Below are 25,039 nucleotides of genomic sequence, written 5' to 3'. Positions count from 1 at the left end.
TGAGCATTAGGCAATAAGCATCTTTTATTTCAAATTAGTGAGGATATAGATTCCCATTTTTTTATATTCACACAGCATCCACCAAAGATACTGAAAAGCCCATTTGTAGCGATGCTGTTTCAGGCTTTCAAAAAAATTGTCTTTACTTCTTTTGAAAATCAGCCAGCGGCTGATGTCTTTTATTTTTCCTCCATAGAAATTTCCTATCGTTCTGTCGTAAATGTTGTGTTTTAAATCTCTTTTCAGATTAGCCCCATAGGAAATTCCGGCCGAATGGCGGCGGTATGCCGACATGGTTTTGCTGTTGCCTCGCATTTTTCCGTTCAGTGAAGCGGCCATATAGAGGGGAGTATCGAAATACAGCAAGTCCGGATTTTTCAGCATTTGTTTTACGGCCTGGTTCTGCAAAACTTCCGTCCTCATGCATACTGATGTGGTGTGCACCTGCCAGCTGCGGTAGAGTTCCAGCGCGGTATAGTCCCGGTTTTCGATGGAAGAAAATTGCATGTCCGGAATGAAATTATCGTTTTCATCCACCTGCGCCACTGCGTGGAAGCAGATAGCATATTCTGGATTTTGTTCCATAAAATCATACTGCATCTGAAGTTTGTTCTCATCTGTCCAGTAGTCATCACCTTCACAAAGTGCCAGATATTTTCCTTTCACTTTTTTCAGAGCATCGTACATGTTGGGCGTTGCGCCGATGTTTTTGGGGTGAAGTGTGTATTGAATTTCGATATTTTCTGGAGCCTGTTGAAGGAGGTTGTTAATTATTTCATGGGTTCTGTCTCTGGATGCATCGTTAGAGATGATTAGTTGGATTTTCCCTCGAAAATTCTGCATAAAGACCCCGCGGATGGCTTTCTCAATAAAAGCTTCCTGGTTGTAGGTTAATATGATAATTGAAATGTTAGGCATCATTTATTGATTACATCCACAATTGACCATTCAGGATGTAATTGAACAGCAATATGATTATGATATAATGTAGAACCAAAATTTGGCGCTATTATTATATTTTCTTTTGATAAATATTTACAGACATAGCCACCCCAATATGAAAATGTAGAATTGGAAATGATTAGATTTTTTGCAGTACATATTGCTATAAAATCCTCCACTGGCGAACTTTTTTCTCTGAAACAAACACTATCAAGAAATTGGAAATTATTAATACACCAATCTATATCATCGCTTACAATTTCGATTGGGTAATAAAATAACTCGGGATAAATATTTTTGACTTTTTTAATGTAAGATACTTGATCAAAGCTTGATGGTGTGCAGGAATTTTCTTTGTAAAAATCTCCTCTTCTGATATTAATTACCGTCTTATTTTGAGTAATTAGTCACTCCTTAGCAAGCCGCCATTTTCAGTTTTTCGTTAAGAATATTCCGATTAAAGAGCAGGCGGATAAGGTTTAAAAAATAGAAATAGATTTTCTCTTTGAGAATCTCCATCATTTTCTTCATGTTCCACGCCGTTGCAGATAGTAATGCGTTGATTTGCGGTCCTGTTTCTCCTAAGAAATAGTTCTGAGCCAGTCTGAAATCGGTTTTTAAATGTCCGATGATGGGCTCTATTGCCGCCCTGGTTCTGAATTTCTTGCGTTTTGTGTGTTTCTGGTAGGCGGTGTCTGTTTTTCTCGGCACGCCCGGAATAGAGATTTTTACGCCCTTTATCTCGGTTTTCCCTTTTCCGCCGCGGTCGTAGACGAGTTCTTTTGGAAGCTGCTGCCCACCCGTTTCCATCTGTTCCAAAAGCGGCTCGATGGTGTGTCCGTCATAGGGAGTCTGCAAAAATGCCTTAATGCCGAGGATGATTTTCTTCCCTTTATTGGAAGTGGTTACCAGGCCGACCTTGTTCCCAAACTCGTACTGCTTGTGGGCCTTTCCTTTGGCGATGCACCGGGTGAATGGCTTGTGGAGGCTGTAAACCTTGTCGGTGTCGTTTCTTTTTTGTGTGACCGCCTTGGTGTAGAGCTCCATTGATTCTCTATAAAACTCTTGCTGCTCTGCCGTGAAGTTGCGTTCAAGCTCGCGTATCAGCCTCATGGCGATGGTTTTGAGCTGTCTTTGCGATTTCCTTGCCAGTTTTGCACGTTTGGGATGTTTGCCGTTGTAGGTGTTGCGCACCAGCTGCTTGCTGACTTTCGTGTATCTCTGCCTCTGCTTTATGCCTTCGCTTTCGGCTATCTTGTTGCAGTAGTCGATTACTTTTTTGCAGAGCTTCGCATCGGTGGGAAAAGTGGTGTTGTTCTCCTGAACGGTGGTGTCGGACAACACGAAGTTCGATGTACCGGTCTTTGCATCGTGCATCCTTACGCTGTAGGAGAAGATTTTCTCAATCCCCTTTTCTCCAATTCTTTTCCTGAAGTGGACGAAATTACTCGGATCGCAGGGAAACTGGTGCTCAAAGAAAACCCTCCCACAAAAATACTGCATGTAGGGGTTCATGATCCAGGCGGAAGCAAGGGTCTCATCTCCCAAATTATAAAGGTGTTTCAGAAGCAGACAGCCCACCATAAAGCGAATCGGATGGCTCGGATTGCCCGTCTTGGAATATAGCGGGGAAAATTCTTTCTCAAAATAATCCCAATCTATCTTCTCGGAAAGTAGAACAAGTTCGTGTTTGTCATCAATAAAATCCACCAACATCGGGCGGAATAATTCTGGCTGCTTTTTTGGATTTTTCCCCAACATATTTGCAAGGTTTTAAAGCTCTAAGATACGAAATCCTGCAAAGAAAAACAAGAAAAATTACAATTAATTTACTGATTGTCAGTCTGTTGATGCTATTTTAAGGAGCGACTAATTATTTGAGATTTAATTTCTCCTTTTAACAGATAGTCCCGAATAAAATTATTAAGATCATCTTGTTTAAAATCTTCATTAAAAACCTGATAAAAGCTACTGAACCATTTTAATTTATCAAGCTTTGAATAATCTTTTGGAAATAAAATAAAATCATTTAATTTAGGAAAATACAGTAACCATTGCTCCATTGTTTTTGTATAAAGAATGTAAAGATTATTACCTTTCTGTCTTTCAATGTAACAATGGAGAAAAAAATATAAAAAATTCCCAAACCTTGCCTGTAGAGGGATTTCGATTATCGTTTTTTGATTATATCCAGTTAGGTTCGAAATTAACTTTTTCAAAGCAAATTTAGTTTTCTTTTGTAACATACTTTGATGTTTATCATTTAAATAAATTTCGTAAAAAAGCTTTGTAGCCGATAAACTTTGGTTTGTTGTATTTTAACAGTAATTTCCTTTTTTCTTTTTTCGGAAAATGAAATTGACTCAGGTACTCTTCAAACTTAGTATAAAAGAAGAATTCGTATTTTTTGTTGGTTTTTTGGGATCGGGGGGCAGCAAAACAGTCCCTTGATTGAATCAGGCTCCGGAACCATTTTTCATCCATCTTGCCTTGCGAGAAATGGCTTAGCAGTATTTTGGAACTTACTATATTCTGATAGCTGTCGGCAATCCTTACGGAAAAATCTATATCATACGCATGAAAGCCCTTAATATTTTCATTGAAAGGAAAGGCTTTCCAAACTGCTCTTCGGCAAGCTAAGAATACGCCATCTAAAGCTGTAATATTTTTATCTTCTTCTAAGGTATATTGCTTTATCAGCTCGCTATCTTTAAATTGAGTTATATTTATAAATTCTGTAAATGGCAATTCCCACCATGCAAATGGAACATTAGGAATATAAAAGCAACCGGCAACACCTATAACACCATTTTCTTTGGATTCTAAAAGTTTTAGTAATTCTTTTCCCCAATTGAAATTGTTGAAAATTACATCTTCATGCAAAAAAAGTAAATTCTCGTATTTTGCTTTTTCTGCCCCTTTATTATAAGCTTCGCAGATGCCCATGAGACCGGGGTTGTCGATTTTTATGATTTCATAAGGCACACCGATGGTTTCAGCAATATTTTTTTCTAATGCAGTAAAGTAGTGTGGCTGGTATGAGGAGATGATGATGGAGAGCATTATGAAAAAATGAGAATTATTCTGTATAAAATTTTCGTAATAATATTTTTGTTCAGTTCCTGTTTTATTGTTGAAAGTTTTTTTTCTGCATTTTCATACTTATGCCCAATGTTTGTTTTTTCTGATACAAGGGTTTGAACAGATGGGAAATATTGCAGGTACTTATCTATATTTTTTTTGAAAATATATTTTTTAACGTTTTCCTGCAGCCCAATATTTTTGTTGATGTTTATATCTCTGGAAACATCTTTTCTTCGATAAAAAAAACCTTCGTAAATAATTTTGATTACATTTTTACTATCATCTAACAACCTGATATAGAATTCCCAGTCCTCAAATCCCGAAAGGAGGTTTTCATCGTAGCCGTTTATATTTGCCCAATCTTTCTTTTTATATAATGCTGAACAATAAATTTTGTTATTAATAAGTAAATCTTGATAGCTTGTATAATGTATGTTCCATATTTTATTTACAGTTCCGAAAAATGAAGAATTTGCATAAATCAAATCTGCCTTGTTAAATTCCTTTTCTGCTAATTCCAGATATTTTTCTCCAATTTTATCATCAGCGTCCAAAGGTAAAATCCATTCTCCTTTTGCTGCTTCTATACCCTTGTTTCTTGCTCGGGAAACGCCACCGTTTTCAATGTTCAGTAAACTAAATCGTTTATCTCTTTCTATCCATTTTTGTGCAACCTCCTCTGTATTATCAGGCGAACCATCATTCACGATAATGCATTCCCAGTTCTGGTAAGTCTGCTTCAGAACCGACTGGAGACACTCATCCAGATATTGTGCCTGCTTATAGCATGGGACAATTATGCTGATCTTATTTTCCATTATGAAGATATTGTGATGCTTGGTTTTTGATAGAATACTTTGCGACGGAAATATAGTTTTTTATCGCTTGGCGCTTATTCATGGGTGCGTACTGTATGAATGAAAACGGATGCATCAGAAGGTGTTTTTTGGCTGCATGGTTTTTTTTTTGAAGCCAGATATGCCATACATAATGCCATATTCTTTTTTTCAGGTTTTGCGAGTCCATTTTTCTTGTCCGGAAGTATGCTTGTCTGTCTCTGAAAGCTCCCATGGCGTGCTGGAATTTTTTATCAGAATAATCAGAATTGATGATGCTCCCATGCCGTTGCCTGTAGTAGTACAGTTCTTCCGAAATTTCTACAATGTTATTTGCGTCTCCCATGAGGTGATGCATGATATACTCATCCTCAAAAATTTTTCCTTCCGCGAACCGGTGTCTGTGAAACAGACGGGACGAATATGTCTTGTTCCAAACTACAATATATTTGGAATCTGCAGTACTATTGATGTTGGATAACATCTGTACGGAATTAAACTTCTTTATGTTGCTGTTTTCATCGGATAATTCAGTACTGATATCGGTACAATTTTCAAATCTTTTTATCCCGCAAAACGATATATCAGCATTGTTTTCTGTTAGGGCTTTTAAATGCAACCTCAAAAATTCGGGATGCAGCATGTCATCACTGTCCAGGAAAGCAATGTACTCACCCTGTACAGCTTCGAGGCCGGTATTTCTGGCTGCCGACAGGCCTGCATTGGGCTGATTGAAAAGTTTAAATCTTTTGTCTTTCAGAAAAGGCTGTATGCAGTCACGTGTAGCATCAGTGCTGCCGTCGTCCACAATAATTACCTCGTAATTAGGATAGGTCTGTGCAAGTACGCTTTCAAGGCATTCTGCTATATAGGGTTCTACATTGTAACAGGGTACAATCACCGAGATCAATGGCTGCGCTTTATTTTTCTCTGGAAGTATGTCTTCTTTTACCATAATTCAATGTTTTTGGCATGCATCGGCAGGTAGCCATGTTGGGGCTGGTTGGGGAAGTTGCTCCAGATTCTGTCCGGGTTCAGAAAGTAGAGGTCAGCTGCTTTTTCTATTCGCAGTTCGAGCAGTTCCTGCATGTAGATGTTTTTTTTCAGATCCGGCAGGTTTACCCAGACATCCACCATGTACTCTCCGGCACGCAGCGGCAGTTCATTAAAAGCCAGACGGACATGGTTTTGCCCCGGTTGCACCATCATGGGTTTGTGCTGAAATTCGTTACCAAAATTGGTAACGCCCTCGCCATAATGGTTCTTCAATTCCAGGTTGAACTCAAATGAAGTTGGCGCGGACAGAGCATTGTCGATGTCTATCTGTACTTCGAACGGCAGACCCTGCTCAAGGGTGAAAGTCTGCTTTTGATTTTGAATAAATTTAATGTTTGTAACTGATATCCCGGACTGCGGTACCTGAAAATTAATCTCTTTATTGCTCCACTGCTGGTTGTTGGTCTTCAGATAGTTCGTAATTACCTCTCCTGTAGATCCACTCTCCTGTATTGAACCCTGTTTTAACGAGATGGCACTCGAACAGAGCCTGTTCACAGCGCGCAGATCATGGCTCACAAACAGCACCGTTCTTCCTTCACCCTTACTCACATCGCCCATTTTTCCGAGGCATTTTTTTTGAAACTCTGCATCACCAACGGCTAGAACTTCATCTACAATTAAAATTTCAGATTCCAAGTGAGCTGCTACGGCAAAAGCAAGACGAACATACATTCCCGAGGAGTATCTTTTTACAGGCGTGTCAATGTATCTTTCTACGCCAGAAAAATCAACGATTTCGTCAAACTTACGGGTAATTTCTTTGCGAGTCATACCAAGAATGGCTCCGTTTAAAAAAACGTTCTCGCGTCCGGTCATTTCAGGATGAAAACCGGTTCCTACTTCCAGAAGTGAGGCAATACGGCCGTTGGTGTAAATTTTACCGGTCGTGGGTTTGGTGACTTTACTCAAAAGTTTTAACAGTGTAGATTTCCCGGCACCATTTCTCCCAATAATTCCTACTGCGTCGCCCTGTTCTATTTCAAAATTGATATCGCGGAGAGACCAAACATACTCACTTTCTCCTTTTGAAGAACGATCATTGGCTTCGCCAATTTTAAGGTAGGGATCTTCTTTTCCACGGATCTGGTGCCAAAAACGGTTTAGGTCATGGGAAAGCGTTCCTGTTCCTACCTGTCCGAGGCGGTATTGTTTGGATATATTTTCAGCTTTTAATGCGAGCATTTTTTTTGAGGTTGTTATGGAGTTACGAGGTTACGAGGTTATGAAGTTATGAAGTTATGAAGTTATGATGGTTTGTTTTTTATGGAGGTTATGAGGCGACTCAGCATTACTCGGATAAACTTTATGTGATTGATTATTTCACTAATGTCTTTGCAATATCTTAAACGTGAGGCTATTTCTATTTGGGTTTCTAGTTCAGACAAAGATCCTAGGGCAATAAATAAAAACTGCAGTAATTCTTTATTTCCTTTTCTTGCAAAACCTTCGGCGATATTTGAAGGAACGGATATGGAACAACGGCGAATTTGTGGAACGAGTACATATTTTTCTTCGTCTGGAAATGTTCTTGTGAGGTCATATATTTTTTCTACAAGGATCATGGATTCCTTCCAAACTTTCAAATCTTTATGGGATGTTATTTTTACTTCCATATTTCATCCAGTTTAATAATTTTATCACCTCGTAACTTCATCACCTCATCACTTTGTAACCTCCTTACACCGTATCCATGAAAGTTTTTTCTACTTTATTGAAAATCAGGGTTCCTAAGGTCAAAATAGCGAAAATGATAACAGTGCTGATTAGTAACATTTGTATGGAAAATTCGCCTTTTCCTAACCAACCATATTTAAAACATTCGAAAATCCCGGTTAATGGATTGTACATTGCTAGTTTTTTCCAAATTCCAGAAAGCGCAGAGACCGGGTAAATCACCGGAGTTGCGTACATGTATAAACTCACCCCGAATCCCAAAAGCATATTCAAATCTCGGTATTTTGTGGTGAGTGCCGAAAAAATCATTCCTGCACCCAATGCGAAAGCTGCCATTAAGATGATAAGAAAAGGTGTTGCCAAAACCCACCAATTGGGCTGTACTTCGCCTTTGTACCAATAATAAAAGAAAAAAACAAGAAATAAAGCGAACTGAACCCCAAACTTCATTAAGTTAGAAATCACTACCGAAATCGGGGTAACAAGTCTTGGAAAATACACTTTCCCGAAAATCCCCGCGTTGCCCGCAAAAGTATAGGAAGTGCCGGTGAGACAACTGGAAAAATAATTCCATAACGTAACACCTACTAAGTAGAAAAGAATCTTCGGAGCGCCATCTGTAGGCAATTTTGCAAGGTTTCCAAATACAAAAATGTAGACAATCGTTGTAAAAATCGGATTGATGAAAAACCAAATTGGACCCAAAACCGTTTGCTTGAAACTGGATACAAAATCCCGTTTTACAAACATATAAACTAAATCTTTGTATCGCCAAACTTCGCCTAATTTCAAATCGAAAAGGGAATGTTTCGCTTCAATGGTTTCGGTCCATTGTTGTTGGGGTTCGCTCATTTGTGAAAAGAATAAATTTTTTTCAAAAATAAGGTAAATTATTCAATTTTTTGAAGGTGAAGCTTTCCAATCAAGAGTGAAATGAGAAATATCGGAACATAAAGTCGGATTTCATAGATAATTCCCGTATAAAAGCACATCGCGATATAGGGAATCGAGAAAAAATGAAATAGAAAAATAAAGTTTCTGCTCTGTTTATCTTTGGCTAAAATTACTGTGAAAACAAAAAACACTGCCCAAAACAAGATTCCCAACCCATTTTTTGGATCTGTGAAATTTTGCAGGAAAAGATTGCCGTCATTGGTGGTGAAATTCCCTTGTAAAAACCGCATTCCGAGATAAATTGCCACGAAAGAAATGCCTAAAACCGCCACAGGAAAAATACTTTCTTTTCTGATTCCGAATTTCGAATAGAGCAATGTTGCAGCCAAGGAAATCGACAATGCGGAGGATTCTCTATTAACAGTAGAAATTGCCAAAATCGCGACCAGTATGATGAGATTTTTGGCTGAAGTTTGTTCCAAATATTTCAATAAAAACCAAAAGAAAATCAATATTAAAAAATAACTCGAAACATCGTAAGGAACAAGGACAAACTGAGAAATACCAATTGTGAAGATGCAAATCGCGATCAGCAGGATTTTTTCGGAGGAAGTAGCGACGAAATTTTTCTTTTCGGTAATGAAAACCATCAAAACAGCGGTAAGCATTAGGAAAAATGTATTCAAAATATAAAATGACAAATACATTTTCGGGTCGGATTCCGAATTAAAAAATTTTAATTTAAATATTTGATAATCAATATTTAATGAAGATAAAAAATCATAAATTCCAATCAAGAAATAACCGCTGAGTTTTCTATACTGATAAATTCCAGATTTAAATTGCGCCTGAAAATCTGCGTAGTTGAGGATCTTGGATGAATAAATATTTCCAAACGAAAAATACATAAAACTATTGACCACGAAAGCCAATAATGCCGCGAAAACAAGTTTGGAAAATAAATTTAGTTTCAAATCAGGTGTTTTTTTAATAGAGAAATGCTGTCTTCAGTAGATCCTTGCAAATATAAAGAATTTATACATTGTTGCCTGATTTTCAAGATTTGATTCTTGGTAGTAATTTGTAGTTTTATCAAAAATTTGTATATTTGCATCGGATTTACGGAAAACAATGAAAAGGCCTTCGCAAGAATGCCTTTTTTCGTAACTCAAATTAAGGTTATGGAATTTAGAAAAAAAATAGAAGAACTGCTTCATCAGTTTTTAGCGGAAAGAACGGATTTGTTCCTGATCGATCTGAAGTTTTCCGCAAGCGATGATATCACGGTAATCCTCGATGGCGACAGTGGTGTTACGTTGCAGGATTGCTTGGATGCAAGTCGTGCGATTGAATTTAATATGGATCGCGAAGAGCATGATTTTTCCCTTCAAGTAATGAGTGCAGGATTGAGTGAGCCGCTGGTAACACCAAGACAATTTAGAAAAAACTTGGGTCGTGAACTCGATATTCTGCTTGCCGATTCCACAAAAATCGAGGGAGAACTTGCGAAAGTGGAAGAAGATCACATCACTTTGGTGTTGAGATACAGAAAACCTAAAGAAATAGGTAAAGGAAAGGTGGATGTAGAAGAAGATAAAGAAATTCCTTACACCGAGATCAAAAAAGCATTGGTCGCAATAAAGTTTTAAAAGAAGAAAAAGGTTATTCGAAGGAATATCCGAAAAAAATAATAGTAATTTCATTGTAGTTCAAGCGTTTCGGCGCTTTCAACTTCTCCCGGCAACATTCGGGAATTTAAAAATAAAATAAAAAATAATGGACGGTTTAGCATTGATTGAAGCATTTGGCGATTTCAAAGAAGATAAAAACATCAGCAAGATTTACTTGATGGCGATTATTGAAGATTCATTGAAAACTTTATTAAGAAAAAGATTTGATTCTGATGATCATTTTGATGTAATCGTAAACCCTGATAAAGGAGATTTTCAAATCTTTTTGAACAAAACAATCGTTGAAGACGAAATGTCGGAAGACGATGATTTGGAAATTGAAATTTCTGAAGCTAAAAAGATAGATCCAACTTTCGAGGTTGGTGAAGATTTTACTGAAGAAATTCCAATCGAGAAATTGGGAAGAAGAAGTATTCTTACTTTAAAGCAAATTCTTGCTACAAAGCTTCAGGAGCACAACAACGGGGTTTTATATGATCAGTTCCGTGATAGAATCGGAGAGATTGTTGTGGGAGAAGTTCACCATATTCGTCACAAACACGTGATTTTGTTAGATGATGAAGACAATGAATTTATTTTGCCAAAAGAAAATCAGATTCCTTCGGATTTCTTCAAAAAAGGAGAAAACGTAAGAGCAGTGGTAGAAAGTGTAGATTTCAAAGGAGCAAAACCACAAATTATTGTTTCCCGAACTGCACCGAAGTTCTTGGAAAAACTTTTGGAGCTTGAAATTCCTGAAATCCAGGATGGTACCATTATTTTGAAAAAAGTAGTGAGAATCCCGGGTGAAAAAGCGAAAATCGCGGTAGATGCGTACGATGACAGAATTGATCCTGTAGGAGCTTGTGTGGGGGTGAAAGGATCTAGAATTCATGGAGTAGTAAGGGAATTGAAAAACGAAAATATTGACGTAATTCAATGGTCTAAAAACCCTGAAATCTTGGTGAAAAGAGCATTAGGAAACATCACTATCAATAAAATTGAGATCAATCCGGAAACACAGTATGCCTTAGTGTACACGCCGGTTGAGGAGATTTCAAGAGTGATTGGAAAGCAAGGACAAAACATCCGATTAGCTTCTTGGTTAAGCGGTTATGAAATCGATGTTTATAGAGAGGCCAGCGAAGATGACGATGTAGAATTGAAAGAATTCGCAGGTACCGAAGAAGGCGATATCGAACAATGGATCATCGACGAATTCGAGAAAGTAGGACTTACTACAGCGAAAAGCATCTTGGACAAAGAAACCGATGCACTATTGAAAATGGTAGATTTGGAAGAAGAAACCATTGAAGAGGTAAAACAAATTTTGAAGGAAGAGTTTGAAGACTAATCCTGAAAAATCTTCATATTAAAGGAAAAGCATTAACTTTACCGAAAATTAAATAAAAGTATAAATTATACATGCCCAAAATTAGATTAAACAAAGCGGTTAAGGAATTTAATATCTCGATGTCACGATTGGTAGAATTTCTACAATCCAAAGGTATTGAGGTAGAAAATAACCCGAACGCTCAATTGGAAGAATCGGCATATTCTGCATTGGAAGCTGAGTTCGCCAAAGATGGTGAACAAAGAAAAGCTTCCCATGAGGTCGTGATGATTAAAGTTCCGGAAGAGAAACTGGAAATTGAACCTTCTACACCTGAGGTAATAAGAGCCAAAGCTAGCCTGAGACCTGAAACAAAAGTTTTGGGTAAAATAGACCTTGAACCCAAAAAAGCTGAGGTTCAGGAAGAAGTGAAACCAGAGCCAACTCCGAAAGAAGAAGTGGCTCCGCAAGTAGAAGTTCCCGTAACTCCTGCACCTTCTGAAAAACAAGAATTTAAAGTTTTAGATAAAATCGATCTTTCGCAAATCGAAGGTCACCGACCAAAACCATCTAAAAAAGAACAGCCTAAAAAAGAGGAAGAAAAACCAGCTCCAAAAGTTGAGGAAACTCCTGCTCCAAAAGCTGAAAATCCAGTACCTGCTGTTGAAAAATCTGCAGAAACAACCAGTGTAACTAGCGAAGCGCCAGCACAAAACGATAAAATAGAAACTGTTTATCAGAAACTGGAAGGAGTTAAAATTCTAAAACAAACGGTAGATCTTTCTCAATTCAATAAGCCAAAGCCACAAGGCGGAGCCAATAGTGCAGCGGCGAAAAAGAAAAGAAAAAGAATCGAAAAGCCGAATACTCCGGGAAGCAACACCCAAGGACAAGGAAATAACCAAGGAAATAACCAAGGGAATCGCCCACAAGGTCAGGGAGGTAACAACAACCGCCCGCACGGACAAGGGGGAAACAGACCTGGTTACCAAGGTGGTGCAAATGCTGGAAAAGGTGGAAGCCGGAGAGGAGCGCCTACTATGCCTGTAGAGCTTACCGATGAGCAGGTTAAGAATCAAATTAAAGAAACTTTAGAAAAACTCACCAATAAAGGAGGGAAAAATAAAGGAGCGAAATATAGAAAAGAAAAAAGAGTTTACCGAAGAGAACAGGATGAGCTTCAGCAAGAAATTGATGCAGCAGACAGAACGCTAAAGGTAACAGAATTTATTACTGTTGGGGAATTAGCAAGTTTAATGAACGTGAGCCCTACAGAAGTAATTTCTGCATGTTTCTCGCTTGGAGTAATGGTGACCATGAACCAGCGATTAGAAGCAGATACATTATTGCTAGTAGCGGATGAATTCGGGTACAAAATTGAATTCTCTGATGCGGATCTTGAAGAATCTGCGGTTGAAGAAGATGTAGATAAAGAAGAAGATTTGTTGCCAAGAGCTCCAATTGTTACCGTAATGGGACACGTAGATCATGGTAAAACATCTTTACTCGATTATATCAGAAAAACCAACGTAATTGCCGGTGAATCCGGTGGTATTACTCAGCACGTTGGTGCTTACAACGTGAAATTGGAAAATGGTCAACGAATTACCTTCCTTGATACACCAGGTCACGAAGCGTTTACTGCAATGAGAGCACGTGGAGCACAAATTACCGATATCGCAATTATCGTAATCGCTGCCGATGATGATGTGATGCCACAAACTAAAGAAGCAATTTCTCACGCACAGGCTGCTGGAGTTCCGATGATTATCGCTTTAAACAAAGTGGATAAGCCAAACTCTAACCCGGACAACATCCGTCAGCAACTATCAGCAATGAATATTCTGGTAGAAGAATGGGGAGGAAATGTTCAATCTCAGGAGGTTTCTGCTAAGTTTGGTAACAATATGGATGCTTTGCTGGAGAAAGTATTGCTTCAGGCAGAAATGCTGGAATTAAAGGCTAATCCGAACAAAAATGCTCAGGGAGTTGTAATCGAAGCTTCTTTGGATAAAGGACGAGGATACATTTCTACGATCCTTGTTCAGAGCGGTACGCTTAAAGTAGGAGACTATATTCTTGCAGGTAAAAATCACGGTAAAGTGAAAGCAATGCTGGATGAAAGAGGAAAACCTATGGAATCTGCAGGACCTTCAATCCCGGTTACGATCTTAGGATTAGACGGCGCACCTACTGCAGGTGACAAATTCAGAGTATTTGCAGATGAAAGAGAAGCGAAAACCATCGCAACAAAACGTGAGCAACTCCAAAGAGAGCAATCGATCAGAACCAAAAAGCACCTTACATTGGATGAATTGGGAAGACGTATCGCGCTTGGAGATTTCAAAGAACTTAATATTATCCTGAAAGGGGATGTGGACGGTTCCGTAGAAGCGCTTTCGGATCAGTTGCAAAGACTTTCAACAGAAGAGATCAGTATCAATATTATTCACAAAGGTGTTGGTCAGATTACCGAATCTGATGTGCTTTTAGCAGCAGCTTCTGATGCGATTATGATTGGTTTCAACGTGAGAGCGGGTGCCAATGCAAAAGATTTAGCCGATAAAGAAGAAATCGAAATCAGAACTTATTCTGTCATCTATAAAGCGATCGATGAAGTAAAAGAAGCGATGGAGGGAATGCTTTCTCCGGAAATTCAAGAGCAAGTAATTGGAATCGTAGAAATCCGCGAAACCTTCAAAATCACCAAAGTAGGAACGATCGCAGGATGTATGGTCCTCAGCGGTAAAGTAACCCGAAATTCGAAAGTCAGATTGCTGCGTGACGGTATCGTGAAATTCGATGGTGAACTTGAAAGTTTGAAGCGTTTCAAAGACGATGTGAAAGAAGTAACCAAAGGTTACGAGTGTGGATTGAACATCAAGGGATACAACGACATCGAAGTTGGTGATATCCTGGAAGTATACGAGGAAGTAGCTGTGAAGAAAAAACTGAAATAACGACCTTTAAAATAATTGTAAAAACTGTTTCACTATTAGTGGAGCAGTTTTTTTTTGAGTAGACTCATTTCTTTTGAATACAATAATATTGTTTTTGATATTCTTCTCGTCATTATCCATTGTATTGTTGTTGGCTTTATCTTTATTTTCGTGTCTATTAAATAAATATTTTGTTTTTTTTCATGTAAATTCTAATTTTTTCTTAGATATCTATGTAAATTACAAAAAAAAATAATTTATTTTTTATTAAACAATTGTTTTGTTTTTGTGTGGTGAATCTAACATATTTGGTGTTGAGTCTTATTTTTCTCATTTTTTTGAAGAAATATTATTGATAATACATTCATTGTCATTCTAAAAGATTTTGTAAAATTTGTTAGTGTTAAAATTTATTAACATATTTGTACCCATAATATTAAAAAAGTGTTAATATGAATTTAAAAACTAAAGTTCTAGGAGCAGGAGTTCTCTTCTTTTTAGGAGGAGGAATTGCTTTAGCCCAAACGGATTCAACAAGGGTAGCTGAAGTTGATGAAGTTGTAATTGTAGGGTATACCGCTGTAAAAAAAGAAGATTACACAGGATCGGTTTCTAAAGTAGGGAGCGAAAACATTTCCAAGAAAAATGTATCGAACGTGGCGCAAGCTCTTACCGGAGAAGCAGCTGGGGTAAGAGTAATCACGACCTCTGGACAGCCAGGTTCCGAACCATCTATCAGAATCAGAGGATTCGGTTCAGTAAGTGGTAACAGAGAGCCTTTGTACGTTCTTGACGGTATTCCTTTCAACGGTAACGTATCGGCAATCAACCCGGATGACATCGAGAATATGACCGTGCTGAAAGATGCTACTGCAACCGCTATTTACGGTTCCAGAGGTGCGAATGGTGTAGTATTGATTCAGACCAAGAAAGGTAAATCTGGAAGAGATGTGGTAACCATTGATACCAGAATTGGTTTCAATGCACCGCTTATTCCACGTTATGACGTAATCCGCAGCCCTGAGCAGTATATCGGTCTTTCCTGGGAGGCACTTTATAACCAAGGTAAATTTAACGGCAGTGCAGATCCTGTAGCTTATGCGAACGCACGTTTGTTCTCTACGCAAGGGATCAGACCACAGTACAATATGTGGAACGCTAATGCTGCACAGCTGATAGATCCTGCGACGAAAATGGTGAGAGACGGCGTTACCAGAAAATACAGCCCGGAAGACTGGCGGGATTACGGTTTCCAGACCTCAATGAGATCTGAAACCAACTTCAGCATCAGCGGTGGTGAAGGTAAAACTACTTATTATACAGGTATAGGTTATCTAAAAGATGAAGGTTATACCATTAACTCCAAGTACGAGCGTTACAGTGGTAGATTAAACCTTACTCACCAGGCAAAATCCTGGTTGAAAGGAGAATTCAACATGGGTTATGCTTACTCTGATACCGACAGAAACGGACAGACTGAAGACAGTGGAAGTATCTTCTGGTTCGTAGATAACATTCCATCTATCTATCCATTGTTCCTTAGAAATGCTCAGGGTGGCTTCGTAAATGATCCATATTATGGTGGATACCAGTATGATTACGGTAACGGTAGAGGTTTTGGTGCTTTAACCAACTCCATTGCCGATGCGACTTATAATCTTGATAACAGAAAGAAACACGAGGTTAATGCGAACTTCTTCTTAAAAGCGGATATTACCAAAAAATTAAGTTTCGAAACAAGAATCGGTGGGCAGTACTACAATAACTCAAGAAACGATTATAGTAACCCATATTACGGAAGTTCCGCTTCCCAGTACGGATCTCTTTACAAGGAGCGTACAGAGTTATTCTCTTATAACTTCTTGCAATTGTTGCGTTATATGAACCGTTTCGGGAACCATGGTGTTCAGGCATTTGTGGCACACGAAAGTACAGACTGGAAGTACAACTACCTTTCTGCATCTAAATACGGTCTTGTAATTCCGGATGGTGGCGAATTCAACAACGCTATTAACCAGAACCCGGCTTACTCTTACATGTATAACTACGCACTTGAAAGTTATTTCGGGCAGGCCATGTATGATTATGACGGGAAATATCTACTTTCTGCCAGTGTAAGGAGAGACGGTACTTCCAGATTCTTAAATGATAAGTGGGATACCTTCTACTCTGTAGGTTTAGGATGGGTTGTGAACAAGGAGAACTTCATGCAGAACAGCACCGTATTTAATAAACTTAAGTTAAAAGCCAGCTATGGTATTGTAGGGGATCAGTCGATTGTTTCCAGAGATGCTGCAGACCAAAATATGGGATATTACCCAGGATACAACGTGTATAATCCAGGAAACTTTATGGGGCTTCCGGCAGCGGCATTCGACAGAATTGGTTATCCAGATTTAACATGGGAAAAGTCCAAAACTTTTGATGCAGGAATGGAATTCACACTGTTCAAGAACAGAATCATCGAAGGTGCTGTAGATTATTACCACAAAACAACTGATAATCTCATCTTTGATAACAGACTTGCACCTTCGACAGGTAACGCAATTATGAAAGTAAACGACGGTCTTTTGGTTAACCAGGGTGTTGAATTTACTTTAACCGGTCACGTGATCAATAAAGAAGATTTCTATTTAGATCTTTCCCTAAACGGAGAGTGGTTAAAAAATAAATTAACCAGAATGCCGATTGATGCCACTACAGGTCTTCCAAAAATTATTGATCTTGCAGAATCAGGATTCGGTAGATCAGAAGGTCACTCACTTTATGATTTCTATATGAGAGAGTGGGCAGGGGTTAATCCTCAGACCGGAGCTGCAATGTGGAACGTAAGCTATACCGATAAGAACGGTAACGGTAAGTTCGATGGAGGTGAGCAGATTGCATCTTTAACAGAATTCCTGGCACAGAATCCGGGAGCTACTATTTTAGAAGGAACTACCGAAGTTTATGCGCAAGCAACTCAGAAATATGTTGGTAAATCTGCAATCCCAGATTTAAGAGGTGCATTCTCTGTTAATGCGGGTTATAAAGCACTTTCATTATCTGCACAGTTCCTTTACGGAATCGGTGGTTATTCGTACGATTTCGCATATGCGGGATTAATGCACAATAGTGTAGTTGGAAACAACAACTGGAGTACCGATATCCTGGACAGATGGCAGAACCCTGGTGATATTACCAATGTTCCAAGATTAACAAGTAACAGAACCGGCGATACCAACTACAACAGTATGTCAACCAGATTCCTTACTAAATCTGACTATCTTGTACTTAATAATGTAAGGTTGGCTTATACCATGCCGAACAAATATTTTGCGGGACTTGGATTAAACGGACTTACTGTTTCGTTAACAGGTGATAACCTGTGGATTCAGACGAAGAGAAAAGGATTCAACCCTACTACTTCTGAAACAGGAAACAGTAATACTTACAGATATTCACCACTTTCTACCATCACGTTTGGTGTAAAAACAAACTTCTAAATTTTACAGAAAATGAAAAAAATACTTATATTAAGTTCCCTAATGGGACTGCTTTTAACGACAACTTCCTGTAGAGAGGAGTTTTTGCAGAGCGAGCCTACAAAAACTCTGGCAAACCCGCCAGCTCAGGCTAAACTGAACGGTCTTTACCTGATGATGGTAAACACCGGTACTGGTGGTACTACAAATGATGATGACTACGGACAAAAAGGTTACGACCTTGTATCTGATATGTTGTCAGCAGATATGGTACTTAGCGGTGTAACTTATGGTTGGTACAGAAATATCGCTAACCTTACTGCGACTACTGACTTTACCAACAATGCGAATTACAAGCCATGGAGGTATTATTACCGGATTGCATATGCTGCAAATGACGTAATCGCCGGGTTAGGCGGTAATGATGCAGTTCCTGCATCTGCGGCGGATAAAGCTGCAATGGGGCAGGCGAAAGCGATGCGTGCATATGCCTATTTTTATCTTACCCAATATTTCACTACGAAATATGATCCAGCTGCACCGGCTATTCCTTTGTATATTGATGCAGGGGTACAGGCTCTGCCAAAAGCAAAACAGTCTGAAATCTATGCTCAGATTGTAAAGGATCTTACCGAGGCCGTTACCTTATTACAAGGATTCTCCCGGGCAAACAAAGGGATGATTAACCAGGATGTAGCGAAAGGATTACTGGCTTATACTTACGCAGCAATGGGTGAGAATGCAAAAGCAGCTACATTGTCTCAGGAGATTATAGCAAAGTTCCCTAAAACGTCCAAAGAAGAAACCGTTTTTGATGAAACTTCAGGCTCTGGAGGTGGATTCAATGATCTTAAGACCAACAGCTGGATGTGGGGCTTCGACCTTACAGAGGCAAATGATCTTGATCTGATCAGCTGGTGGGGACAGGCAGATATCTTTACTTATTCTTACTCTTGGGTAGGAGACGCGAAATCAATTGACCTTGATTTGTATAACGCGATAAGAGCTGATGATATCAGAAAGAATCAGTTTGTATCTATTAACGAGACTGAAGACGGTTTCACAATGGCACCTGCAAACGCACCTGGAGCATTTGATTATCCTTCAGTTCCTGCGAATAAGTTCTATGCTCCGGGAAGAACAATCGGAGGACAGAGAATCGTTACAACAGATTACCTGTTTATGCGTGCAGACGAATTCCATTTGTTAGCAGCTGAAACACTTGCAAAATCAGGCAATGAGGGTCAGGCTAAAACAATCCTTAAGGACTTCCTTACCCAGAGAATTACTGATGTAAGTTATATCGATGGTTTGTCCGGAGCTGCATTACTTAATGAAATCTATCTGCAAACCAAGATTGAACTTTGGGGTGAAGGTAAGAGTTACTTAGCAATGAAGAGAAACAAGGCTACCATCAAGAGAGGGCCTAACCACCTGTTCTTTGCAGGCCAGACTTTCAGTTATGATGACGACAGACTGTCCATGGATATTCCACAGGCGGAAATCAACAACAATCCTAAGTTGAAATAATCAGAATACAGGTTTTACTAATGGAGAATCCGTCTCGCAACTTGATGAGACGGATTCTTTTTATTTCCCTATATTTCTTACATTTGTAGTCCAAAGTTTAACAATGAAATACTTCTTTCTCTGTCTATTATTTTGCAAAAGTCTGCTTGTTGCGCAGGTCGTCAACAAAACCGATTCCAACAGAGTGAAACCTCAGGATACCCTGGTTATTGATTCCGGAAGCAAAGATTCATTGACCATCTTTAAACCTACCATCTACGATTATACTTTTCAAACTCAGTTTTCTGAGAAAAAGATTTTCGATACGGTTTTGAGCCACGACAAAACCTATATCTTTTCGCAATACAATAACCGCGATAATTTTGGGAAAATACAGTTTGCCAACATCGGTTCAGGTTATCAACCGCTGGTTTATGAGGTAAATCCCGAGCAAAATCTATCCTTGCTTCCAACAAATAAATCATTCATAATTCTTGGTGTTAATGACGTTAAGTATTACGATGTGAAAACCCCCACCACGGCTTTCGTGCATCATAATTCCGTGAGCAGTGGAGCAGCACTGCAATCCACTTACACTCAAAACATTGGTAAGAATTTCAACTTTGCGGTAGAGTACATGGGTTTAAGGTCTTTGGGAGTCTATCAGAATAATTTGGCTTCTAACAACAATATCATTTTTTCTGGACATTATACTTCCAAGAACACAAAATACGAAGCTTTCGCCCATTATCTGCATCAAAATGTGAATAATCAAGAGAATGGCGGTGTTTCCGACATCAGTCTTTTCCTCGATGGAAACAGTAATTTCGATAACCGTCTGAATTTGCCGGTCAACCTTTCTGGGTCGGATTCCAGATTTTCTTACAGAAGGTATTATTTCAGCCAACAATTCCGGCCTTTTGCATCGGAGAAATTTCCTTTTAAAATTAGACATACCATCTTTCATCAAGCCAATAAATATTACTATAATCAATCTTCAGCGGAAGAATATTATTTCACCGAAGCTGATGAGCTGATCGATTATCCACTTTCTTCGAAGAAATATTCCAAGAATTTGAGCAATACCGTAAGTATTCTTTTCGACAAAGAACACTTCAAATTAGACGCGGGAGTTCGCCATCAATTGATCAAATTTGGAATAGGAACCGCATTGCCCGATGCTTTGAATATTCCCCAAGAAAGATCTGAAAACCGAATTGGCGCAGTAGGTAATTTACAAATTAAGCTTTGGAACAAAGTCGCTCTTAATTCCAATTTGGAGTTTTCCAATGGTAGCGAGTTTGGGAGTTTTCTACGTTCGCAAAACTTACTGAAATTCGAACCGATTGAAGGGTATTTCGTCAATGCTAAGGTGAATTTCCAAACCGCATCCCCGAGCTTTAATTTGCTGATGAATCCTTCGATTTACCGCAAATTCAATTATAATTTAGAAAATCCAAACAATGAATCGATTACCGAAATTGGAGGTGATGTAAACCTAAAATGGTTTAAAAGCAGTGTTTTTGGAAATTATTTCAGAATTGATAATTATACTTACCTCGATGCCGATGCACAACCACAGCAGAGCAGTTCTTCTTTAAATATTTCCCAAATTGGTGGAGAAGCCACCTTTTCTTATGGCAACTTCCATTTGAATCCGAAAGTGCTTTTCCAAAGTGCAATTGGGAATAAAGATTTGTTGCCAATGCCTAATTTTATTGGTAGAGCCAACCTTTTTTGGCAATCCAAAGCATTCAAAAAAGCAGCGGAAATTCAAGCTGGAATCAAGGTGTATTATTTCACTAAGTTCGCTTCACGGGAATATTTTCCGGTGCTGAACGAATTTATTTTACCGAATGCCAATTCCTATTCCATCGGCGGACAACCAATTGCCGATGTCTATTTCAACCTGAAAGTGAAACGGATGTTCTTTTTTATCGAAGCGCAACATCTGAACACTACTTTCATGCAGAACAAATCTTTCACCGCGCCAAATTATCCGATTTATGATTTCCGACTGAATCTGGGGATTGTTTGGTATTTATTCAGTTAAGATTATTTTGAAAAAAATTAAAAATATCCCGTTTATAGAAATTGAAAGCATTCCACAGCTGATCAAGGATTTTCTCACGCAGAAGATCGAAGGTTTCGAGGAAGATACTTTCAACCTAAAAAATATTGAAAAGCAGTTTCTGCTCAAAAAAGGCAGTTTTTCACAAGAGTCAAGGGCTGTACTTTCAAAAGTTTTGGATGAGCAACACGCTTCTTCTAACCTTTCTGAAAAACAAAAACTTCATTTGTCTTATTTAAATCACGAGAATTCGTTTACCGTGACAACGGGGCATCAGCTGAACTTATTCTCCGGACCTGTTTTTTTTATCTATAAAATATTGCAAACCATAAAAATGGCCGATTTTCTTAATGAAAAATTCCCGGATCATAAGGCCGTTCCTGTATTTTGGATGGCAACGGAAGATCATGACTTTGAGGAAATCAATCATTTCAAAACGGAGAATCATTATTATGAAATCAAGGCAAAAGCTGGTGGATCAGTAGGAAGGATTTTAGTGGAAGACGATTTTTTCATTTCACAATTCGAAGAAGAATTTAAGGATTCGGTCTTCGGCACTGAACTTATTTTGTTGATGAAAAAGGCTTACCGAAAAGGAAATACCCTTTCTCAAGCAACGAGAATTTTGGTTCAGGAGCTTTTTGCAGAGTATGGTTTAATCATCATTGACGGAGATCATCCGGAATTGAAAAAAGAAATGACCGACGTTTTCCGAAACGAACTTTTGCATCAAAATCTTTTTGAAACCACCCAAAATACCGTTTCTTTTCTTACCGAAAAGTACGGAAAAGTACAGGTAAATCCGCGGGAAATTAATTTATTTTATCTCTCGGAAACCCGCAACAGAATTGAATTCCGTGATGAAAAATACCATGTTGTAGATACTGAAATTTCGTTTACTAAAGAAGAAATCATTGCTGAATTGGAGCATTATCCTGAGAAATTCAGTCCCAATGCGTTGATGCGGCCGGTTTATCAAGAAACTATTTTGCCGAATTTGGTATATGTCGGCGGAAATGCCGAAATTATGTATTGGCTGGAGCTGAAAGCGTATTTCGAATCCCTTCAGTTGCCTTTTCCGGTTTTGGTTCCCAGAAATTCTTTGCTTTTTACAGATGAAAAAACTTTGAAAAAAGCGGAGAAATTAGGACTTTCCTTAGATGATTTTTTTAGGGATTTTGCGGCGGTTACCAAAAAAATTCTTCTGGAAAAAAACGAAATTCTTTCTCTTCTCAATCAAAGTGAAACAACATTAAACCAGCAGTTTCAGGCCATTTCCGATCAAGCGGAAACAACAGATAAAAGTTTCGGTTCTTTGGTAGATGCCGAAAGAACGCGTCAGTTGAAATCTTTTGAAAGAATGAGAAAAAGATTGCTTCGTGCGGAAAAAATAAAACAACAGGAAAAACTAGAACGACTTGAAAAATTATTTTTGAAGATCCATCCCGGAAAAATATGGCAGGAAAGAGTTTTTAACTTCTCAGTTTTCTATGCTGACTATGGTAGAGAATGGCTTCAAAATTGTTACCAAGAAATGAACGTGGAAAAGTCGGAATTAATTATTGTTTCCATTTAATTTTAAAGCAGTATTTTTGTAAATATTTATCTTAATATGATGTTCAAAAAATCATTCATAATTTCAAGTTTAATCGCTTTTTCTGGTTTATCTGCCCAGACGCACACAGTTGTAAAAGGAGATACTCCTTACAATATTTCCAAAAAATATGGATTGAGTTTGGATGAACTTTACCAAAAAAACCCAAAGGTGAAAGATGGCAAACTCGCATTAGGAGAAGTTTTGGTAGTGGGTAAAACCGGCGCACAAACCAAAGCAGTACCGGCGAAAGCTACTGCGACTGCCCAATTGGGAAAAATAGTGTTGCAACCAAAGCAAACCATCTATGGAATCACCAAGCAATATCAAATTAGCGAGGCAGAGCTTAGAAGTTTAAATCCTGAGTTGGACAGTCACATGAAAATTGGGGATGAAGTAGTGTTGCCGTTGGAGAATATCAACAAATTCGGGGCCGGCCAAGCTGTTGCTGTAAAACCGGAAGAAGTCAATACAGTTCCTGTAGTAGAAGAGGTGAAAAAAGAGGAAAAAGCGACCAGCGATGATCTTTACACTATTGAAGAAAAAGACAATTATTATAAACTGACCCGAAAGTTTAACCTAACCCAAAAGGAACTTTTCGCCCTCAATCCGGGATTAGAAGAAAAAGGTTTGCGTCCGGGAGAAGTTATTAAAATAAAAGGAAACGCAATTTCTTCAACGGTTTCTGAAAAAGCTGTTGAGGAGAAAGTAGAAAAAAATAAACCTGCAAATACTTACACAAGTACTTCTACAGCAGATGATTACGTGACATACACCGTTCAGGCGGGCGATACTGTTTTCGGGATCTTAAATAAGTTCGGGATTTCTTTAGACGAATTGCTTAGTTTAAATCCTAATTTATCTCAAGGTTTAAAAACCGGAATGGTTTTAAAAATCAAAAAATTAGACGCGGGATATGTCAAGAAATCAGGAGACGCATTGAATGTAGTGTTGATGCTCCCTTTCGGATTTGATACTGGTGACTCTAAATACAGAACCCTTTCCCTCGATTTCCTTTCCGGAGCAAAACTCGCTATTGAAAGAAACGTACAAAAAGGACAAAAGCTGGACATTAAGGTGATTGACGCCGGAAACGAACAAAGTTTCAAAAATTCGTTGACACAAATCAATGCTGATAATACCGATTTAATTATCGGGCCGTTTTTCAAATCCAGTGTTTTGCAGGTTTTGGATTACGTGAAATCAACGAAAATTCCCGTGGTTGCTCCTTTCGCTAATTCTGAAGATTTATATAAATTCAATAATCTTATCCTTATCGAAACCAATGAGATGGTATATGCAGATCGCATCGTGAAGGAAACTAAGGACGTATATTCTGATCAGAAAATCTACATTCTCGCGGATGAAGATCAAACCAAAGCAAAATATCTGAAAACAAATCTTGAAAAAGAATTGAAAAACCCGAATGTCATTATCGTCAATTCAGCTGCGGATATTCAAGTAGATAAAAACATGATGACTGGACAATCTGCTCCCGTGATTGCTATTTTGGCGAATGACAAGGATGCTGTAGCCGACGCTTTTGCTAATAGAATGATCGCTTTGGCTGAAGAAACCAACGGTATCAAGGCTTTTAGTATGTATTATTCTCCGATTTTTGAGAAAAAAGAGGATGCGCTAAGCCAAGTAAACTTAGTATATCTAATGGATCGAAAAATCAATACTGAAGGCGATTACGAAAAAGAAATTTTGGCTGCGTACAAAGAAAAATATTGCAAAACACCTTCTAAATATGCAGTGATCGGTTTTGATGTGGTTAATGATATGTTGAGCCGCGAGAATAAAAAAGGCGAAATTTTCAAACAAATGAACAAGGTGCAAACCCAACTTGCTACGAAATTCGAGTTTGAGAAAACCAAATCCGGTGCGTACGTTAACAAAGGATACCGCGTCGTTCGTTTAGTTTCTAATTAAGATAAATCCCGAAAGGAGAATAAATAAATTTAATA

19 protein-coding genes are annotated in these 25,039 nt (G+C 38.4%); 8 read left to right on the top strand and 11 right to left on the bottom strand.

The window, feature by feature from the left end; translation table 11 throughout:
• Positions 1-24: 24 nt before the first annotated feature.
• The 11 genes from H0S70_RS09625 to H0S70_RS09575 all read right to left on the bottom strand — a co-directional run bounded on the left by H0S70_RS09625 (position 25) and on the right by H0S70_RS09575 (position 9,463).
• Positions 25-921 carry a glycosyltransferase family 2 protein gene (locus H0S70_RS09625; protein ID WP_188320633.1) on the bottom strand — a complete coding sequence of 299 codons (897 nt, stop codon included), beginning with the start codon at positions 919-921 and terminating at the stop codon, positions 25-27.
• On the bottom strand, positions 918-1,319 hold the full coding sequence (locus H0S70_RS14635; protein ID WP_394367325.1) for an alpha-1,2-fucosyltransferase: 402 nt from the start codon (positions 1,317-1,319) through the stop codon (positions 918-920). The genes H0S70_RS09625 and H0S70_RS14635 overlap by 4 nt, the downstream gene beginning before the upstream one ends.
• A 37-nt stretch (positions 1,320-1,356) precedes the next feature.
• Complete coding sequence (locus H0S70_RS09615) at positions 1,357-2,703, bottom strand: IS5 family transposase (RefSeq protein WP_123247657.1); 1,347 nt, start codon at positions 2,701-2,703, stop codon at positions 1,357-1,359.
• A 92-nt stretch (positions 2,704-2,795) separates the two neighbouring features.
• Complete coding sequence (locus H0S70_RS09610) at positions 2,796-3,188, bottom strand: hypothetical protein (RefSeq protein ID WP_188320632.1); 393 nt, start codon at positions 3,186-3,188, stop codon at positions 2,796-2,798.
• A 13-nt stretch (positions 3,189-3,201) separates the two neighbouring features.
• Positions 3,202-4,005, bottom strand: coding sequence for a glycosyltransferase (locus H0S70_RS09605; protein WP_188320631.1), 804 nt, complete (start codon positions 4,003-4,005; stop codon positions 3,202-3,204).
• A complete protein-coding gene (locus H0S70_RS09600; RefSeq protein WP_088264934.1) occupies positions 4,005-4,844 on the bottom strand; it encodes a glycosyltransferase family 2 protein in 840 nt (279 codons plus the stop codon). The genes H0S70_RS09605 and H0S70_RS09600 overlap by 1 nt, the downstream gene beginning before the upstream one ends.
• On the bottom strand, positions 4,834-5,817 hold the full coding sequence (locus H0S70_RS09595; protein WP_188320630.1) for a glycosyltransferase family 2 protein: 984 nt from the start codon (positions 5,815-5,817) through the stop codon (positions 4,834-4,836). Before H0S70_RS09595 ends, H0S70_RS09600 begins: the two co-directional genes overlap by 11 nt.
• Positions 5,811-7,103, bottom strand: coding sequence for an ABC transporter ATP-binding protein (locus tag H0S70_RS09590; protein WP_188320629.1), 1,293 nt, complete (start codon positions 7,101-7,103; stop codon positions 5,811-5,813). Before H0S70_RS09590 ends, H0S70_RS09595 begins: the two co-directional genes overlap by 7 nt.
• Before the next feature lie 62 nt (positions 7,104-7,165).
• The gene (locus H0S70_RS09585) at positions 7,166-7,534 is read right to left on the bottom strand and encodes a four helix bundle protein (RefSeq protein WP_228453710.1); all 369 of its coding nucleotides are present in this window, start codon (positions 7,532-7,534) and stop codon (positions 7,166-7,168) included.
• A 64-nt stretch (positions 7,535-7,598) separates the two neighbouring features.
• Positions 7,599-8,447, bottom strand: a complete 849-nt coding sequence (locus H0S70_RS09580) for an ABC transporter permease (protein WP_123903717.1) — start codon at positions 8,445-8,447, stop codon at positions 7,599-7,601.
• Between the two features lie 38 nt (positions 8,448-8,485).
• Positions 8,486-9,463, bottom strand: coding sequence for a hypothetical protein (locus tag H0S70_RS09575; RefSeq protein ID WP_188320628.1), 978 nt, complete (start codon positions 9,461-9,463; stop codon positions 8,486-8,488).
• Positions 9,464-9,670: 207 nt separating this feature from the next.
• Here H0S70_RS09575 and rimP point away from each other — a divergent pair, with 207 nt between their 5' ends.
• The 8 genes from rimP (at position 9,671) to H0S70_RS09535 (ending at position 25,004) form a co-directional block, all read left to right on the top strand.
• The gene (gene rimP, locus H0S70_RS09570; RefSeq protein WP_188320627.1) at positions 9,671-10,138 is read left to right on the top strand and encodes a ribosome assembly cofactor RimP; all 468 of its coding nucleotides are present in this window, start codon (positions 9,671-9,673) and stop codon (positions 10,136-10,138) included.
• A 127-nt stretch (positions 10,139-10,265) separates the two neighbouring features.
• On the top strand, positions 10,266-11,513 hold the full coding sequence (gene nusA / locus H0S70_RS09565) for a transcription termination factor NusA (RefSeq protein WP_188320626.1): 1,248 nt from the start codon (positions 10,266-10,268) through the stop codon (positions 11,511-11,513).
• A gap of 71 nt (positions 11,514-11,584) precedes the next feature.
• Complete coding sequence (gene infB / locus H0S70_RS09560) at positions 11,585-14,452, top strand: translation initiation factor IF-2 (RefSeq protein WP_188320625.1); 2,868 nt, start codon at positions 11,585-11,587, stop codon at positions 14,450-14,452.
• 431 nt (positions 14,453-14,883) lie between these two features.
• The gene (locus H0S70_RS09555) at positions 14,884-17,916 is read left to right on the top strand and encodes a SusC/RagA family TonB-linked outer membrane protein (protein WP_188320624.1); all 3,033 of its coding nucleotides are present in this window, start codon (positions 14,884-14,886) and stop codon (positions 17,914-17,916) included.
• Between the two features lie 12 nt (positions 17,917-17,928).
• Positions 17,929-19,425, top strand: a complete 1,497-nt coding sequence (locus H0S70_RS09550; RefSeq protein WP_188320623.1) for a RagB/SusD family nutrient uptake outer membrane protein — start codon at positions 17,929-17,931, stop codon at positions 19,423-19,425.
• 103 nt (positions 19,426-19,528) lie between these two features.
• Complete coding sequence (locus H0S70_RS09545) at positions 19,529-21,457, top strand: putative porin (RefSeq protein WP_188320622.1); 1,929 nt, start codon at positions 19,529-19,531, stop codon at positions 21,455-21,457.
• Between the two features lie 7 nt (positions 21,458-21,464).
• Positions 21,465-23,051 carry a bacillithiol biosynthesis cysteine-adding enzyme BshC gene (gene bshC / locus H0S70_RS09540; RefSeq protein WP_188320621.1) on the top strand — a complete coding sequence of 529 codons (1,587 nt, stop codon included), beginning with the start codon at positions 21,465-21,467 and terminating at the stop codon, positions 23,049-23,051.
• 39 nt (positions 23,052-23,090) lie between these two features.
• On the top strand, positions 23,091-25,004 hold the full coding sequence (locus H0S70_RS09535; protein ID WP_188322222.1) for a LysM peptidoglycan-binding domain-containing protein: 1,914 nt from the start codon (positions 23,091-23,093) through the stop codon (positions 25,002-25,004).
• Positions 25,005-25,039: the final 35 nt, after the last annotated feature.

It is taken from the genome of Chryseobacterium manosquense, assembly GCF_014623485.1.
Taxonomy (GTDB): Bacteria; Bacteroidota; Bacteroidia; order Flavobacteriales; family Weeksellaceae; genus Kaistella; species Kaistella haifensis.
Note: the sequence above shows the minus strand (reverse complement) of the source record. Positions and strands in the feature narration are given on the sequence as shown.

Coding starts and splice junctions, on each gene's coding strand:
- nusA (WP_188320626.1), top strand. CDS start 10,266: ATGGACGGTTTAGCATTGATTGAAGCATTTGGCGATTTCAAAGAAGAT.
- rimP (WP_188320627.1), top strand. CDS start 9,671: ATGGAATTTAGAAAAAAAATAGAAGAACTGCTTCATCAGTTTTTAGCG.
- H0S70_RS09590 (WP_188320629.1), bottom strand. CDS start 7,103: ATGCTCGCATTAAAAGCTGAAAATATATCCAAACAATACCGCCTCGGA.
- infB (WP_188320625.1), top strand. CDS start 11,585: ATGCCCAAAATTAGATTAAACAAAGCGGTTAAGGAATTTAATATCTCG.
- H0S70_RS09625 (WP_188320633.1), bottom strand. CDS start 921: ATGATGCCTAACATTTCAATTATCATATTAACCTACAACCAGGAAGCT.
- H0S70_RS09555 (WP_188320624.1), top strand. CDS start 14,884: ATGAATTTAAAAACTAAAGTTCTAGGAGCAGGAGTTCTCTTCTTTTTA.
- H0S70_RS09615 (WP_123247657.1), bottom strand. CDS start 2,703: ATGTTGGGGAAAAATCCAAAAAAGCAGCCAGAATTATTCCGCCCGATG.
- H0S70_RS09600 (WP_088264934.1), bottom strand. CDS start 4,844: ATGGAAAATAAGATCAGCATAATTGTCCCATGCTATAAGCAGGCACAA.
- H0S70_RS09585 (WP_228453710.1), bottom strand. CDS start 7,534: ATGGAAGTAAAAATAACATCCCATAAAGATTTGAAAGTTTGGAAGGAA.
- H0S70_RS09545 (WP_188320622.1), top strand. CDS start 19,529: ATGAAATACTTCTTTCTCTGTCTATTATTTTGCAAAAGTCTGCTTGTT.
- H0S70_RS09610 (WP_188320632.1), bottom strand. CDS start 3,188: ATGTTACAAAAGAAAACTAAATTTGCTTTGAAAAAGTTAATTTCGAAC.
- H0S70_RS09595 (WP_188320630.1), bottom strand. CDS start 5,817: ATGGTAAAAGAAGACATACTTCCAGAGAAAAATAAAGCGCAGCCATTG.
- H0S70_RS09535 (WP_188322222.1), top strand. CDS start 23,091: ATGTTCAAAAAATCATTCATAATTTCAAGTTTAATCGCTTTTTCTGGT.
- H0S70_RS09605 (WP_188320631.1), bottom strand. CDS start 4,005: ATGCTCTCCATCATCATCTCCTCATACCAGCCACACTACTTTACTGCA.
- H0S70_RS09550 (WP_188320623.1), top strand. CDS start 17,929: ATGAAAAAAATACTTATATTAAGTTCCCTAATGGGACTGCTTTTAACG.
- H0S70_RS09580 (WP_123903717.1), bottom strand. CDS start 8,447: ATGAGCGAACCCCAACAACAATGGACCGAAACCATTGAAGCGAAACAT.